The 15,451-nt window shown below is 63.2% G+C and carries 16 protein-coding genes; 11 read left to right on the top strand and 5 right to left on the bottom strand.

Annotation, left to right across the window (positions count from 1 at the left end; translation table 11 throughout):
• Positions 1-41: 41 nt before the first annotated feature.
• Both ACLIVD_RS43825 and ACLIVD_RS43820 read right to left on the bottom strand, forming a co-directional pair.
• Entirely contained in the window at positions 42-1,205 is a 1,164-nt protein-coding gene (locus ACLIVD_RS43825; protein WP_242324461.1) for an insoluble domain protein, read from the bottom strand.
• A 52-nt stretch (positions 1,206-1,257) separates the two neighbouring features.
• Positions 1,258-2,895, bottom strand: a complete 1,638-nt coding sequence (locus ACLIVD_RS43820; RefSeq protein WP_422631256.1) for a cutinase family protein — start codon at positions 2,893-2,895, stop codon at positions 1,258-1,260.
• A gap of 401 nt (positions 2,896-3,296) precedes the next feature.
• On the opposite strand from ACLIVD_RS43820, the gene ACLIVD_RS43815 reads away from it, so the two are divergent.
• Genes ACLIVD_RS43815 through ACLIVD_RS43800 form a run of 4 tightly spaced genes read left to right on the top strand, consistent with a single transcriptional unit; the run spans position 3,297 to position 5,997 of the window.
• Positions 3,297-4,007, top strand: coding sequence for a helix-turn-helix domain-containing protein (locus ACLIVD_RS43815; RefSeq protein WP_242324465.1), 711 nt, complete (start codon positions 3,297-3,299; stop codon positions 4,005-4,007).
• A 6-nt stretch (positions 4,008-4,013) separates the two neighbouring features.
• On the top strand, positions 4,014-4,442 hold the full coding sequence (locus ACLIVD_RS43810) for a hypothetical protein (RefSeq protein ID WP_242324467.1): 429 nt from the start codon (positions 4,014-4,016) through the stop codon (positions 4,440-4,442).
• Positions 4,443-4,456: 14 nt separating this feature from the next.
• The gene (locus ACLIVD_RS43805) at positions 4,457-5,017 is read left to right on the top strand and encodes a hypothetical protein (RefSeq protein WP_242324469.1); all 561 of its coding nucleotides are present in this window, start codon (positions 4,457-4,459) and stop codon (positions 5,015-5,017) included.
• Complete coding sequence (locus tag ACLIVD_RS43800) at positions 5,014-5,997, top strand: hypothetical protein (RefSeq protein ID WP_242324470.1); 984 nt, start codon at positions 5,014-5,016, stop codon at positions 5,995-5,997. The genes ACLIVD_RS43805 and ACLIVD_RS43800 overlap by 4 nt, the downstream gene beginning before the upstream one ends.
• Here ACLIVD_RS43800 and ACLIVD_RS43795 read toward each other — a convergent pair.
• Positions 5,975-6,826, bottom strand: coding sequence for an SAM-dependent methyltransferase (locus ACLIVD_RS43795; protein ID WP_242324472.1), 852 nt, complete (start codon positions 6,824-6,826; stop codon positions 5,975-5,977). The two genes, ACLIVD_RS43800 and ACLIVD_RS43795, sit on opposite strands and share 23 nt — an antisense overlap.
• A 169-nt stretch (positions 6,827-6,995) precedes the next feature.
• On the opposite strand from ACLIVD_RS43795, the gene ACLIVD_RS43790 reads away from it, so the two are divergent.
• Entirely contained in the window at positions 6,996-7,217 is a 222-nt protein-coding gene (locus ACLIVD_RS43790) for a hypothetical protein (protein WP_242324474.1), read from the top strand.
• 413 nt (positions 7,218-7,630) lie between these two features.
• Here ACLIVD_RS43790 and ACLIVD_RS43785 read toward each other — a convergent pair whose 3' ends face one another.
• Together ACLIVD_RS43785 and ACLIVD_RS43780 are read right to left on the bottom strand one after the other, a co-directional pair.
• Positions 7,631-7,861 (bottom strand): hypothetical protein, encoded by a 231-nt coding sequence (locus ACLIVD_RS43785; RefSeq protein WP_242324476.1) that lies wholly within the window; start codon positions 7,859-7,861, stop codon positions 7,631-7,633.
• Positions 7,862-8,377: 516 nt separating this feature from the next.
• The gene (locus ACLIVD_RS43780) at positions 8,378-8,530 is read right to left on the bottom strand and encodes a hypothetical protein (protein WP_242324498.1); all 153 of its coding nucleotides are present in this window, start codon (positions 8,528-8,530) and stop codon (positions 8,378-8,380) included.
• Here ACLIVD_RS43780 and ACLIVD_RS43775 point away from each other — a divergent pair.
• The 6 genes from ACLIVD_RS43775 (at position 8,522) to ACLIVD_RS43750 (ending at position 15,440) form a co-directional block, all read left to right on the top strand.
• Complete coding sequence (locus ACLIVD_RS43775; RefSeq protein WP_491933897.1) at positions 8,522-9,319, top strand: helix-turn-helix domain-containing protein; 798 nt, start codon at positions 8,522-8,524, stop codon at positions 9,317-9,319. The genes ACLIVD_RS43780 and ACLIVD_RS43775 overlap by 9 nt on opposite strands.
• Before the next feature lie 46 nt (positions 9,320-9,365).
• Positions 9,366-10,046, top strand: coding sequence for an MBL fold metallo-hydrolase (locus ACLIVD_RS43770; protein WP_242324478.1), 681 nt, complete (start codon positions 9,366-9,368; stop codon positions 10,044-10,046).
• Positions 10,047-12,177: 2,131 nt separating this feature from the next.
• The gene (locus ACLIVD_RS43765; RefSeq protein ID WP_242324479.1) at positions 12,178-12,816 is read left to right on the top strand and encodes an AAA family ATPase; all 639 of its coding nucleotides are present in this window, start codon (positions 12,178-12,180) and stop codon (positions 12,814-12,816) included.
• Positions 12,813-13,190: a hypothetical protein gene (locus ACLIVD_RS43760; protein ID WP_242324481.1), complete on the top strand. Its 378-nt coding sequence runs from the start codon at positions 12,813-12,815 to the stop codon at positions 13,188-13,190. Before ACLIVD_RS43765 ends, ACLIVD_RS43760 begins: the two co-directional genes overlap by 4 nt.
• A 120-nt stretch (positions 13,191-13,310) precedes the next feature.
• Complete coding sequence (locus tag ACLIVD_RS43755) at positions 13,311-14,405, top strand: hypothetical protein (protein WP_242324483.1); 1,095 nt, start codon at positions 13,311-13,313, stop codon at positions 14,403-14,405.
• 480 nt (positions 14,406-14,885) lie between these two features.
• Positions 14,886-15,440, top strand: a complete 555-nt coding sequence (locus ACLIVD_RS43750; protein ID WP_242324484.1) for a hypothetical protein — start codon at positions 14,886-14,888, stop codon at positions 15,438-15,440.
• Positions 15,441-15,451 lie beyond the last annotated feature (11 nt).

The following is a 15,451-nucleotide window of genomic DNA, read 5'->3' as shown; positions in this document are numbered from 1 at the left end:
GATCGGCGAGGGCAGGATGCTTTCCTGCCCTCGCCAGGGGCTCACGCCGGGATGCCCGCGCCGATCGCGTCGGTGATCATTCCCATCGGCAATCCGGGGACTGCGGTGTTCGCCTGGAAATCGGTCACTGCCTGGTCGAATGCGGCGACAGCCTGCTCGCCACCGGGAAGCGACGACACCGCGTCGCGGGCCTGCTGGTCGACGATCGGGGCAGCCTCGACCACGCCGCGGACAGCGTCGGCCGCCGCGGAGCCGACCGGGGCGCTGGCTTCCCACTGATCGAGGGTGGTTTCGGTTTGCGCCGTGATCGCAGGCTGATCGATGTCGGGGATCTCGACCTCGGTGGGTGCACCGACCTCACCGGCGCCGTAGGCAGTGGCTGCGGCGACGCCAATCGCGCCACCGACGATTGCGCCACCCACAGCTGCCGGAACTCCGGCAAGCGCGCCGATACCTGCGCCGATGCCGGTACCGGCTGCAGTGCCGACGACACCGGCGGGGATGACACCGAGCGGCGTCAGAACCGGGGCGGCCAGCACGACCGCGCTGGTGCCGCCGATTGTGCCGCCGACAAGTCCGCCGGTCACGGCGCCGACGGCTGCGACAGGCACTCCGGCGGCGAGGGCACCGCCCACTGCTCCAGCTGCACCGCCCGCGACCTGCGCGGCCGCCAGGCGCTCGGCTTCCTCGGTCTTGAGGCCGGTGGAGCGCCAGAAGTCGGTGACCTGGGCTTCGATGACGGCCGTCTGACCATTCGTGCGGTCAGCGGTGTCCTTGCTCATCCAGTTCGGGCGATCCCCGAGGTAACGACCCCAACGAACCTTGTCTTCCGGTGCCTGGATCGGCGCGGTGAACTCCTCGAGCTGCGTGGGCAGGTGGAGCTGCGAGTAGTCGATCGGCTCGACGTAACTGCCCTGGTCGTAGGTGGGGACGACGTACTCGTTCGAGTTGTAGTCCCAGTTGTCGAGGGGCTTGGCAGGCTGCTGGTACTCCACCGGCACCGGCACCCACGTCTGCACCGGCTCGGGCTCGGGCGCAGGAGCGGTAGTGACCCCGCCCTGTGTGGACGGAGCGGGCGTGGTGACGCCGGACTGGGTCGACGGCGCCGTCGTCACGCCGCCCTGCGACGGTTCCGCGTGCGCGATACCGCCGCACGCAGTGACAATGACCGCGGCCGTGACTGCCGTTGTGCCAGCAGCCCTCACAATCCTGGCCTGCTTACGGTGCTTACCCATGTGTGCTGTTCCCTTCGGTGGATTAATCAGTGGTCAGGCCGTTCTGTGAGAACGTCGAGTCCGTCGACGTGGCGACGGAAGTGGAGGACGTCGGCATAGGTGACGAGGTCGCAGACGAGGAGCTGGCGGGCCGAGACGTTGTGGGCGCCAATGAGGTGGCGCTGGGCCGCGTTGTGCTCGTGGAAGAGCTTGACGGCGAGGACGTTTTGTTGCTGGTCGAGAGGTCGGAGGCCACCGCGGCGAACATCTTCGCCACGTACGCGGTCGGGGCCAGCCCGGTGGCGGTCGCCGCTGACGAGCCATACGAGCCGTGGGCTGCCTGAATGTTCGAGTACTTCGTCAGCGCCGCCAGGTCGAAGAGGTCCTTGTTCGCCTTGACCTCGCCCTTGACCAGGTCGAACGCCTGCTTGACCAGGCGCTGCGTCGTGGCCGGCGGAACCAGATTGATCACCGCGTTGACCGTCTTCGCGGCGATGATGCCGAAAGCGGCAACGGGATTCGCCAGACCCACGGCCGCGACAGCGGCGATCGTCTCCGGCGTGATCACCTTCTTCGCGACCGTGACGACCGAGTTCACCGCCACCAGGCCCACCTTCATCAGCGCGGAAATCGCCTCTTGGCCGGTCGGCGGGGTCGCCCGAGGATCCGAACCCTCAGCCAAACGCTGTGACAAGGTCTTCTTCGGAGTGATCGAGAGGTTCTCGAGTGAGTTTTTCGGGACCTGAATGTCTTCGTTGATCACGTCGACCCCGACGTTGAACGCCGTCGATGCGAGAGCAAGTCCGATCGTCTGCACCGCAACGAACGGGTCGCCGCCGACCTCAGCTTGACCAGCAACGTTCGCCACAGCCCGCGCAATCGGAGCCTTCGGCGGAGCATCGCAGGCCAGGTCACCGGTCTCGCACCACATCGACACCCGACCGGTGAGCGAGCCGAAGCTGCTAGCGATGTCGGCAACCGGACCGATCCCCGCACCCGTCGCCGTCGTGACCGTCACCGCGGGAAGGGCCTTCACCGCTGAACCCGAGCTCCCCGGGACAGGGGAAGGCGTGGTCTGGGAGGTGCCGGGGAAGACACCCGAGCCTTCCGCGCGGGTCGGGGAGCCGAACAGGGCGGCAGATGCGATGGACGAAGCTGGAACGCCGCTGACCTTATTGGCGCCCACCTCCGTGAGGAACTCCGAGGCAGCTTGGGCGAACTGGCTGTACGCCGCGATCGCGAGCTTCGTCGACGGGCACGAATCCAGGACCTTCTCCGCCGCGGTCTGGAGGTTGTCCTTAGCGGCGGAGACGGATACGGCGTAGGACTCCTTGCCGCCGGGAACCGCACCACCGAAAGCCGCGGGATACGGGACGTAGGCGCGGTCGACATCTACGCCGAGCTGTCGCGCCTGGTCGAGCAGCGGCGACATGATGTTCGAGAGCATTCCCGTGTCGGCCTTTACCGGTGCGTCCGGCGAAGACTCTCCCGTGCCCTGCCCTCCGAGCACGAACAGCGCGGGGCAGTCCTGCACCAACTGATCGACCCAGTTGGTCGATGCGTGTGCGGGAACGGTGTTCGCACCGACACTCACGGCCACCGCGACAGCGCCGACGACCGTCGAGGCGGCGAGACGCCGAAGCGGACGAGGTGCGCCACCCGGCCGTGAACCCTGATCCATATTCATTCGGAACCCTTCAATGCAGAGGACGGGGAGGCGGCGAAACTCCAGCTGAACCCGCACGTGAGATCGGGATAAGCGCGTGACCAAGCACGCACGTTGCAAAGCCGGGAACTGCCGGACTGAAACAGATGTGGCCGGGCCATCGACCTGAGCACCCCGCCGCGTCCGCCTTGACCGGCGGCACGCGGTCACAGGTGCAGAAGGTCGGGGCGCCTCAGGCGGTCGAGTGCGTCCACCTGTTTCGAGAGTCGTGCTCGCCTTGTACACGAGCTCAAACTACCGCACAGAAGCAACATACGGAACCGTTAGGAGCATCATAGAAGCATCACAGAAGTCGATGTGATGGTTGATCGGTGGGTGTTTCTTCCCGGAGCAGGGTTCGCCTTTACTGTGAACGCATGCCCAGCCACCGTGAGCTCGTGAGATTCGGCGCTGTTGTCGCTGCACGCAGGAGCTGGCTTGGACTAACTCGGGACCAGGTGCATGCCGCCGGCGGTCCCGCGGACACGACCCTGGCGCGAATCGAGAATCCGACCTCGACCACCGCACCGCCGAGGGCCCGGACCCTGCGCCGGCTTGACGAGGGGCTCCGGTGGTCGCCTGGTAGCGCGGCCAGAACGCTGGCGGGAGGTGAACCCGATCCGCTCGATATCGAGTCGACAGAGGACTCGGAACTGTCCGCGGCACCCAACCCGCTCAATTTCAGCAAGCTCGAGATTTCCGTCGAGCTCGTACGGGGACTACTGACCACGGCTGATGCCGTCTACGACGTCCTTACCCGAAAGGACTTGCCAGAAGCATGGATGCCGGTCGCAGAGAAAGCGGCCGACGAGCTGGCTAGCATCATCCGAAAGCTCAGTGCCGCGTACGCGACAGAGGTTCTCGAACGGGCTGGCGGACCAGGTCATGTGCTTACTCCCGCTGTAGAGATGGCTTATCGTGAGCACCTCTCCAGCTCAGTGCAGAGCTCCGACCCCGAGATAGCAGAGGAACAGTTGTACCGCCGCTGGCTCGCCGGTAAGGAACAAGACGTCGACGAGGCCACCCGAGAGGCGTTTGTCCGGCGCTGGCAAGCCAAACAGCGTGTACTACAAGCAAGGAAGAGCTGAAGAATTATGAGCAATCAGATCCCGTTGTCCCAACGCCTCGACCTGCTGTTTGTCCTGTGGTGCAAGAGTGCGGACTCCCCAGCGCCGTACTCGGATATCGCGGCAGAAGTGTCGCGGCGTACCGGCGTGGTGTTGACCGCCGACGCGGTCGAAGACATTCGCTTCGGACACCGCCTACCTGATCCCGCAGTGGCGATCGCCATCGCGGAAGCGCTCGGCTGGGACGAACCTGTCTACCTTTCCGACGAACCGGCGCAGTACGTCGAGTACTTCAACAATCTCCAGACCCTGCTAGTACAGCGTGATACGAAGACCGTCCTGGTTGGAGGCTTCCGTTCGTCTACCGAGGATCTCAGTAAGGAAGCGCGCGACGAGCTCCACGAGCTTCTTGGCGAGATCGAGGCCGCCGAAGATGGCCGCAGAACAACCAAATAGGCGACGAGGGAAGCGTGAACGATCTTGCTGGGGAGGACGAGGATAGGGAGATCGCTGAACGTGCGGTCGCCAGGATGCCGATGCAGCGGCCCTGGTCGCTCGACCGGCTCATCGCGGAACTGAGTCTGCAACGTGGCCGGCCTATCGTCACTGCTCCACTCCAGCGCAAGTCGAAGCTGAGCGGGGAAGTATCGGGATTGTGGGTTCCCCGCGAAGACCGTGACCTCGTCTTTTACCGTGACGGCGCAACGGGAATGCAACGCGACGCAATTATCTGTCATGAGCTGGGCCACATCGTCCTCAGCCACGGTCGTCTCAGCCGTGAGGCCGTCGCGCGATACAACTCGCGTCTCAACAGTCGTCTGCCGCGAGAGATGATCACGCGATTCTCGACTCCCCTGTGCCTGATGAGATCCCAATACGAAGAGCCGGTCGAGCGGCAAGCTGAATGGTTCAGTCGGATTCTCCTGGGGAAAGGGTCGGAGTTGACGGCGCCTTTGGTACCAGAGGACGCATCACCTCGGCATCGTCGGATGCTCGAGCGTGCTGCGCGTGCCTTCGGATGGGACCAATGACGATCTTCATCACCGCCGTGATCTCGCTCGCGGTGCTCGCCGTCGCTTCCTACAGGATCGTCGTCGACGGTGCCGCAACTCGATCTCGGTGCCCTCTGGCGGGACTGTCGAATCCTGTTACTCAGCTTCTCCTGTGCCTCGGGTTTGCCAAACTCTGTCGGGTACCCGTGATCACGGACGACATCATCAATCCACGACTCCGCGACTTCACAGGCGTCGCCAACATCATGTCCCTGGCCGGTATGACGTGGGCTGCGTTGATTGCCATTCCGCTCATGGGTATCGCTGCCTACATCACAGGCGGCGTGCAATTCTCGGCACGGCTACAGCTGCTCCAGGCCGGCCTCATCGTCGGCGTGATGACCATCGCCTTTCTGTATTCGCCGATGGCCGACCAGCCCACCTCATACATGACCAGCGATTTCCCCGTCACCGGCTCGGTGCTGTTGTACTGGTTGGCGTTCCTTCTGCCGATTCTCACATCATGTGGAGTGACCGCCTACCACTGTGCGGCGTCACTGATCCTCGTACGCCGAGGCCTCTTGGCCCGCGCACTGGGCGCATTGTTCTGCGCAGCAGTGATCGGGATCCTCTACTGCTCTCACAAGGTGGTCGACCTGTTCTTGCAGTACTCGGGGGTCGACAACGCATACTCGCATAACGCCAAGGCCATTTCGCTGGTCCTTGTGCTCGTGGCGCTGGCATTCGCGGCACTGGCCGCCGGCATCTACGCCGGCGCCCCACTGCCCCAGCGCATCCAGCGCTACCGCCTCTTGCGCAAATACGGCCGCGATTGGCTCACAGCACGGGCGAACACCCCAGTAGTTGTCTTGGACCGCTCACACGAGCTGAAATACACCCGCTGGGCATGCTGGGCGGCCGCGAGAACACCGACCGCTGCATTCCATCTTCAGGTGGAGCTCGCAGATGCCTCGGATCTCGCTCCCAAGCAACCCGTCACGGCAATTGCGACGCGATGAGCCAGGCCACCTCATGTCCTGGCTCTTCGAGGTACGGGACCTCCCTGCCAAGGGTTTGAGCGAAGTCCTTTATCGATACGGATTCGGTCTCCCAGCCCCATTCGGCCAGCCAATCACCGGGATTGGCCACTACGGATTTGAAGCCGTAGCCCCCTTGTGCAGTGCGCGCCGCCATCTCCTTGGACTGCGCCTCTTCAAGCGAACCGACTCCGAAGTGGACGGCCAGTAGACGGCTCCCAGGAATGGAGAGCTGCGTGAGCTGTTTCATGATCTGGGCGTTCTGCTCAGTCGTGAAGTAGATGAAGACTCCCTCTACGACCCATGCAGTCGGCAGCTTTGCATCAAATCCCGCAGCGACCAGATGTGTCCCCCAGTCATCGGCGAGGAGATCAGCCTCGACGTCGATGACCGGGAGGGCAGCGCCGATCGGCTTCGTGGGCGCTGAATCGAGCGCGCGCCGCTTGAAACTGAAGAGGTGCGGGAGATCCAGCTCGTAAGCCGATTCCACCCCCGGCAGGGCGAGCCTTCGGGCACGGGTGTCCAGGCCCGCGCCAAGCACGACCAACTGCTTGACCGCACCCGAGGCAGCGGCCTCGCACAGCGCGTCGTCCAGGAACTTCGTACGCGCGACTACCGACTGATAGACCCGCGACGCCGTCACGTCACTGAGACCAATAGACCCGATCGGCAACCCCGAAGCATCAACGAAATGCGCTGCTAAGGGGTCGGAAAAAAGGCGGTCATCACGTCCGGTCTCCAGAGCACGGAAATGCGCCACAGCCACTGCCGTTGCGCTGATATCGCCTTCGCCTTGGATCGCTTCGCTCATGCCCCCGGTTCTACCGCATGCCGACCCAAAGACAGGGAGCAGGGATGGCCCAAAGCGTTATGATGCCCATATGATGCATGTATGTTGCCAACGGTGATGATCGTATGAAATCCGTTGCCTACGGCGTGTCGCCTCGCTTGAGTCTGTTTCGGGTACCACAATCTGACGCATGGTCGAGATGTCACCGCGGAAGCCCGGACGCCCAAGTCTGGGTGAACGTAAGCAGCTGAAGGTTCGTGTCATTCCGGAGATCAAAGACGCTGCCAAGCGTGCCGCGCACTCACACGGCATGACGGAAACGCAGTACATCACTGCTTTGATCGCGGCCGACACCGGTCTGACAAACCTCGTGACCCCAATTCAGCAGGAGGAGTTGCCACACACCGCGTAAGTGGAATTCGCGAAGTCGGCCGTCGGGTGACGGTCCGAGACAACTGAACGTTCCAGCAGTGCAGCAAGCCATCCTTGAGATATCAAAAACCCCCGGCGGGTCAGGCCGAGGGTTCTCGAAGTTGGCGAGATCCGAGTAATCAGCTCGTTTCTCTGCGGTACTGCTATTTCCCCGAAGGGACTGTCTTGCCGGACAGAGCCCAGGGTACCTCGACGTGCCCTGACGGATCAATAATTCATGCGCGTGTCACAACTAACAAGCACACGCACCCCGATCTCTATCAAACATTTGCGCACCAATGGGCGCCTCGCCGGACCGTGCGGGTAGACCCATCACGCGAACACAAATACGACACAAGCATGGTGGCGCCGCAGCAGCCGCCCGACTATCCATGGGCGATCTATCTCGCCAGCTCAGACCATCGCTTTCGGCTTCTCGTGTTTGACTTCGACACCTCCCGTCTTGGCGCCGACCAGGCTCGTACCGATTCGGACCGCCTCGCCGCACACCTTGACGAACTGGGTGTCCATTACCTGCGTGCGCACTCCGGCCCTACGGGCGGCCAACACATCTGGCTCCGACTTGGCGAGGACGGTGCCGATCCGGCCGCTGTCGGGGAACTCAACCGCGTGCTCGAACAGCACTACGCCACCTTCGACACATCACCCCTGAGCAAACCCCGTAGGGGGGTTGTGCGGCCCCCAGGCGCGCCACATCGCGACGGTGGACGGTCGGTCCCCCACCTGGCCGGTGCCGAGCTGCGGCAGGCTCTGAAGCGTGTTAGCCGCGGGACGACGTCGGAAGTCGTCACCTGGCTTCTGGCTCGTCACCCCCACACCCCACCCATACCGAGGCCGATAGCCCAGATCTCGGCGGCGGTGCGGGCCGCACCGATCCGCATCGGTGACCCGACGACAAACCCTCACCTTGACCGCCCACGTCGTCCGCTGTCCGCGGCTACCCAGGAACTCCTCGACACCGCACCCGGTGAGCGTGCGGACCGAAGCGCCATCGCACACAGCATCTTCCTGGGGATGGCATGTGCCGGCCACACCCTCAACGACGCCCGCACCGCGGCCGAATCAGCCCCCGGACTAGTCCGACTCAGGGAAGACCGCGACCACGGCCGCGACGACGTCGCACGTCAATGGGACCGAGCCCTACAGCGCGCAGCGACCTTCTCCTACCTCCCCGAGGGCAACCACCTGCAGGAACCGATCGACCAAGATCTCGACACGATCGAACGCGCGCTCACCGTCCACGCAGCACGATTCGCCCAATCCGGCGGTGAGAGCGACGAGCGAATCCTCCACGCACTGATCACCTTCGCCCGGACAGCCCGTACACGAACCCTGGACATCGACTGCCGCCGTCTCGCGCAGAGGGCAGGACTCGCCGCCTCGACCATCTCGCGACGCCTACGTGTCCTTGCTCAGACCGGGTGGGTCACGCAAACCGATGCTGCGGCCGGAACCAGAGCAGCCAGCTGGACTCTCAACCTCCCCCCGAAAGGTTGGGAAGATCCAGCTGCAACACAAGGGAACCCGCCCCCGGCCTTGGCGCCCGCTTCCACGCTCCTAACTCACCACACACACGACCTCTGGTCCCCCCGGCCGGGACTCGGAGCTGCCGCTGCCCGCATCCACTGGGCCATCCTGGGTGGGGCCAGGACTCCCCAGAAGATTGCGGGAGCGACCGGGTACAGCCTTAGGACGGTGGAGAAGACGCTGCAGAGGTTCAGTCGCCTCCACCTGGTCGGACCTGGTCCGAGGAGCGCAGAAAGCGTAAATGGGCAGCTCCATACGGCGGCGAAGGAGTTAGGCGTTGCCGAGGTCTCAGCTGGTAGACGGGAGCGGCACATTATCGATCGGGAGCTGTACGCGTGGTGGAACGACGAACAGGCGTGGCGCCGGCGGAGAGGCAAGAAGCGTGGACCCAAACGTGACGCCGGAATGGCAACTACCCTCGCGCTACCGATCGACGGCCCAGCCAGGATCAAGTACGGCAGGTTCCCCACAAAACCCGGCGGCCGCGCCGACTATCGGACCGCACGCGACACTGTCCGTGGCTACCTTGCCCCGGCGGAACGAGTAGCAGCGTAACCCTGATATACACGCGGTACTCCCCCTCAAGAAAGGTCCCACCTACGTGGTTCTTACCCTCGATCAGCCTTACACCGGTCACGTCTCACCTGGATCGAACCCGCAGCTCCATAACGTCGACGGCGGCCGCATCATCAAGATGTCCGTCGCAGCCGGCGACAACAACGTCTATCTCATCGAGTGCACGACTACAGGGCAAGCTCTACTCATCGACGCCGCGAACGAACCCGAACGCGTCGTTGCGCTCGTAAAGCAAGAAGCACCCGATCTCCGCCTGGTTGTCACCACTCACCAGCACATAGACCACTGGTGGGCGCTCAAGGATGTCGTCGCAGCCACCGGCGCCCCGACCGCAGCACATCCACTCGACGCCGAGGCCCTACCTGTCACTCCCAACCGTTCTCTCGTGGACGGTGACAAGATCACAATCGGGGTCCTCACCTTCGAGGTCATCCATCTCCGCGGACATACCCCCGGATCGATCGCTCTGGCCCTCACAGAACGCGACCGCGGACGGACGCACTTGTTCACAGGTGATTCGCTGTTTCCCGGCGGCATTGGAAAAACCGCAGAGCCCGAGAACTTCGATACCCTCATCACCGACGTGGAAACAAAAATCTTCGATCGGTACCCGGACAACACCCTCGTCTACCCCGGTCACGGCGACGACACCACCCTCGGTGTAGAGCGGCCCCACCTCACCGAGTGGCGCCAGCGAGGCTGGTAAGCGTGAGCGGCGTGCTCGGAAAGCTCAGGCCACTGTCACGTACCGATAGGCCGGCGGCTACGCCGCGAGCATGGCTGTCGCCCTCACCGTTTCGACGGGGAGGGCGACAGCTGCATGGATTGGGCGTGTCCAAAAGAGCACGGCTGCAAGAACGAACGACGACTCAGAACCGGGTATCCGATCTTGTGCAGCGCACGAGGGGTGGTAGAGGTGCGGCGGCAATGGAGCTCAGCTTCTCCATCCATGCTCTGCCCTGTCCGCCCAACAGGGAGGAAAGGCCGACCCGCCGCAACCGGCCTGCTTTCACACTGCCGAATGGTTCGATCGGTCGCAATTCGACACGCCGCCTGGCCGCCGGCGGATTTGAGTATGCATGCTGCTGTGGGCATATGCCGATTGGCGTAACCTCCACTCCCCCATCGAGTTGTGCGACGAGCCCTCACCTAACACCCGCGGCCGTGCGCAGACCGGCGCGCTAGATCCGCAGTTCCGCATATTCGCATATTCGCAAATCCGTAGATATCGGCAGTCGCTCGATTGCTCCCAGTTGCGGACCGGCGTCCTACAACGAAAACGCCGCGTCGTGCAGACCTCCTCTCGGCCGCCGTGTTAGCGCACCTCCGCAAGTCCGTATATCCGTGAATCAGTAGACGCGGATGAAGCAGATTGCCCCGGCGATGCAATCCCGTGTCTGGGCCGCAGCGGTCGTGCAGGTCGCACTTGACCGAGATTGCAGCATCATTCCGCTGCCGGCGTTCCGCACTGAGTTCCGTTGCACGCTTGAAGTCGCCGTTGCACGCCACCCGATGATGATCCGTAAATCCGTAAAGCCGTATATGCGGAGAGCCGTGCAAGTAGTGCATCGCCACGGCCATAGGCGTGCAACCTCACTGCACGGCGGCTTCCCATGCCGGGCGGGCACACGCAAGTCCGTAGATTCGTATATCCGTGAATGCGGAACGTCCGCGCTGGATTCCTCACCTAACACCCGCGGCCGTGCGCAGACCGGCGCGCTAGATCCGCAGTTCCGCATATTCGCATATCCGCAAATCCGTAGATATCGGCAGTCGCTCGATTGCTCCCAGTTGCGGACCGGCGTCCTACAACGAAAACGCCGCGTCGTGCAGACCTCCTCTCGGCCGCCGTGTTAGCGCACCTCCGCAAGTCCGTATATCCGTGAATCAGTAGACGCGGATGAAGCAGATTGCCCCGGCGATGCAATCCCGTGTCTGGGCCGCAGCGGTCGTGCAGGTCGCACTTGACCGAGATTGCAGCATCATTCCGCTGCCGGCGTTCCGCACTGAGTTCCGTTGCACGCTTGAAGTCGCCGTTGCACGCCACCCGATGATGATCCGTAAATCCGTAAAGCCGTATATGCGGAGAGCCGTGCAAGTAGTGCATCGCCACGGCCATAGGCGTGCAACCTCACTGCACGGCGGCTTCCCATGCCGGGCGGGCACACGCAAGTCCGTAGATTCGTATATCCGTGAATGCGGAACGTCCGCGCTGGATTGCTCCCGCTACCGACTGGGGCGCGCAACGACGAAGGCCAATGACCCGTACCGCTGCACGCCCGCGTATACGCGAGGTCGTAGTTCCGTAGTTCCGTAAGTCCGCAAGTCCGTTGATCCGTGAATCAGTATTCGGGAGCGGTCGGCCCGGAACTGACTTCCACGGTCCGCGATCACGTCGAGTGAGCCGGACCGGTCGCCCCCACGAAGAGTCTCCAAGTGCGCAGATCCGCAGATCCGTAGAAGCGGAATAGATGCACGGGAGCTGCGTCGCACGGTCGCGATAGTCCAAGGCGTTGATCAGGGTCCTCCGGAACGGGTCGCGCAGGAGCTTTGGCCACCCTTGTGGCGATGGTGCGAGACGGAGGCCCTCAGGTGCAACACCGCCGTTCCGTGGATACGGAAACACGGAAACACGGAAAGCCGTTTTTCCGCGTGTCAGTCCATCAGTAGATGCTGAAGTCCGCGTACGCTGACCTCCGTAGATCCGCTAGTACGCACCTTGCAGCTCGTGCGACTCAGCTTGCACACCCGCAAGATTCGGGGTCTACCAGTGCAAATTCATGCGGACACACGGAAATACGGAAATACGCAGGAGCGGACATGCGGAAGCGGGAGACATGCTTGTCATCACAACACTGAACCTCAAGGGCGGTTCCTCGAAAACCACGTCAGCCGCCTTCATCGCCCACGCACTCCATGAATCGGGGCTCAAGGTCCTCGCCGTTGACGCAGACGGAGAGAACGAGTCACTCCTGCAGTGGGGGAGTCTCGGTGAATGGCCTTTCCCGACGATCGGCATGGCTGTCCCGAACTTGCACAGGCAGCTTCCGGGTATTGCGAACGGCAAGTACGACGCTGTAGTCATCGACACGCCGCCGATGAAGGAGCAGCGAAGCATCGTGCTCTCGGCTGCACGACTTGCAACGCACGTGGTCTGCCCGATGGCCCCGACGCCGATGGAGTACAACCGTCTTCCCGCGGTGCGGCAATTGCTCGTGGACGTCGCCGAACTTCGGGATGGGGACGCCCCTGCCTTTACAGTCCTGTTCACCCGAACCGTCTCGAATGCGGCCTCGACAGAGGTGTATCGAGAAATGGTCGCAGAAGACGGTGACCACGTTCTCAAGCCAACTGTGGGCCGTCTCGAGCGCTACGCCCAGGCCTTCGGGATGCCGATCGAGAATGCTCTCAACTCGGCCTACGGGGATGCGGTGATCGAGCTCCTCGACCTCGACGTGCAGAAGGAGATCGCATGACATCCGCAGCAGATAAGATCCGCGCTAGTGCCGAGCGCGCGCGAATGCAAGTGGCGACCCAACCCCAACCGGGGGAGGAGCACGAGCCAGTAGCGGCGGCCCCGGCGACGAGGGTGCAAGAAGAAAAGCCCCGCAAGCCTGCCGTTCGCGCGGTTCCTGTCATTCCGCCCCGTCAAAAAGACATCCGTAAGAACGTCGACCTCTCGCCCGATCAGAATGACCGGCTGGGGGACTGGCAGCGCGCCGCAGCAAGAGAACTCGGCGTGGCTCGAGTGACGGCCCAGGATGTGCTTGTTGCACTCGTGGAAAGACTCCTTGCAGATCCCGACCTGAGCGAGCAGATCAAGAAAGACCTGCACAACACCCGCTTCTAGCTGCAACTCCGTAAATCCGTAAACACGAGGATCCGTAAACGCTGATATGAGGAAGTCCCGTCGGCGCGCACCGACGGGACCCCTTCGACCGGGCACACCCCTAGGAAGGACAACCCGATCATGATCGACGATAGCTTGCAGTCGGCACGCCGCCGGCTCAACTCGAAGTCAGCCGCGTTGCTTGCAATCACTGCAATGACGTTGGCCCTTGCAGCCCTTGTCTTCACACTCTCGTTCGACGCCCAAAGACAGCTCATCCTCGAGATCGGCGTCAAACCCGAGTTCGCATGGATGGCGCCGGTCGCACTCGACATCACCACCACCGCCGCGCTACTCGGACTGACCGTCCTGGCCGACGACGAGGAGTACCACTCGGCCCGTGTCTACTGCCGAGCGTTCGCCGTCGCCACTGTGCTCCTGAGCGTCGCAGGCAATGGATACCATGCCTTTGGGCTCGCCAACGTCCGGCTTGACCAGACCGCTGCGGGAATCGACGTCGGATACAACCCGCAGCCCGCGAAGGTCGCCGCCTTCATCGCGACGATCGCGCCCCTTCTGTTCTTGGCGCTGATGCACCTCTTCACGATCATGTTGCGTGCAATCGTGAACGAGCGTGCACGGTACCTCCGCGTTGTCTCCGAACACTTGCAGCGAGAGAAGGAAAGCGCGGAACGAAGCACAACCGTTGACGATCAGTCACACGCTCCGACCGATGTACTCCCCGACGGCTACAACGAACTGGCCGCACCTAATTTGGAACCGCAGCCAACGATTGCACCTACTGCCTACTCCTTCGATCCTGACGAGGAGGCCGGCGAAATGTCTGCACCCGGTCACGATGCGCTTCCCGCAGCGATTGCATCCGAACTGGAAGCGGTGCACGAGCTCCACACCCCCGCGGCAACCACACGCAACGGATACGACCAGACCGAATCAGGCTTGCAGGCCTTCCTTGTGAGCTGCAATCTCCGTCCGCAGGAGAAGGAAGTCGCTGCATTGCTCCTCGAGCGGCCGGATCTGACCTACGCGCAGGTCGCAGGGATGCTCCCGGACGAGCCGGTCGAGTCCACCGTTTGCAGGCGGTGGCACCGGTTCAAGGACGCTGCCATGGACGAAGGCTTCGATATTCCACCCCTGCCTCGGATGCCGTTCACCGCTGCAACTGCTGCCGACACGGATGAGTTCTCGGACAACCGCGAAGTCCTCCCGGTCTAGGAACAGCGCAGAGAGTCGACGAACGATGAGGGACGGGGCGGGCGGCGCACGAGAACTGTCGGGCGTCGCCCGCCCCGAACGCTCCCGGCCGTCACGTGATGAAACGACCCGGCAGCGAGTGGGTGGTCAGCTACCGTCCGCCGCGAGTGTTAGGTACCCGTCGAATATGTTGCCCGCGTCCTTCCTGCTCACAGCGAAGAGGCGGTGATCGAGGTGTCGGACGAGATGCTCGCCGCCCGCGATTGGGTGATCGAGCAACTCCGCTTCCCTCAGCGCGCGCCTCGCACAACGGCCGTCATCGCTTGGCCCCACGTCTCTGCAACAACACAGTCGGCGGTAGCCGGCCTCTCGAACGCGATCCTCGACGCGAACGAGCTCGTTGCACAGCCGAGCTGGTGGCGGAGCATCACCGGACGGCCTCGCGGATACCCGCAACTGACAACCAGGCAGCGTGCAGAGCTTCAACAAGCGCATACGGCTTTGCACTGGCCATTGCGTGAGGAGGGGCCCGAGATTCGCCTCGTTGCAGTCGTAGAGGACGTTGTTGCACGCCTCGTTTCCCACCCCGCGTGGGCGCACTCGCTACTCGACGGACACCGAACCATCCTCGGATTCACCATCGAGGTGCAGATGATCGCGGCCGCGGCGCACGACTTATTCAGGCTTCGCGCGAACACCCCAACGGCCCCGGTCAACGACGGAACCGACAACCTCGCCAGAGCACGCGCCGAATGGGAACGCCGCCAGGTAGTCGCTGCGAAGGCGGAAGCCGGTCTCATCGACCGAGTTGCAGCACTCCGCGCCTACGAAGACGCGCTGACACCTATCGCAACGAGCCTCCACAACCTCCGCGCCATCACCGAGATGGCCACCGGGGGAGCCGACGTCGACCGGCTCTACGAAGGCATCGTCGGCGCCGAGTACGCCGTCGAGCGGACCTCCGCGCTACGCAACGACATCGACGACATCCGCGCAGCCCTCGATGCCCAGGTCACCTACCTCGACAGTCTCATCGGACCACACCGGAATGCATGAGTGACATGCAT

Source organism: Rhodococcus sp. G6(2025) (assembly GCF_058628105.1).
Note: the sequence above shows the minus strand (reverse complement) of the source record. Positions and strands in the feature narration are given on the sequence as shown.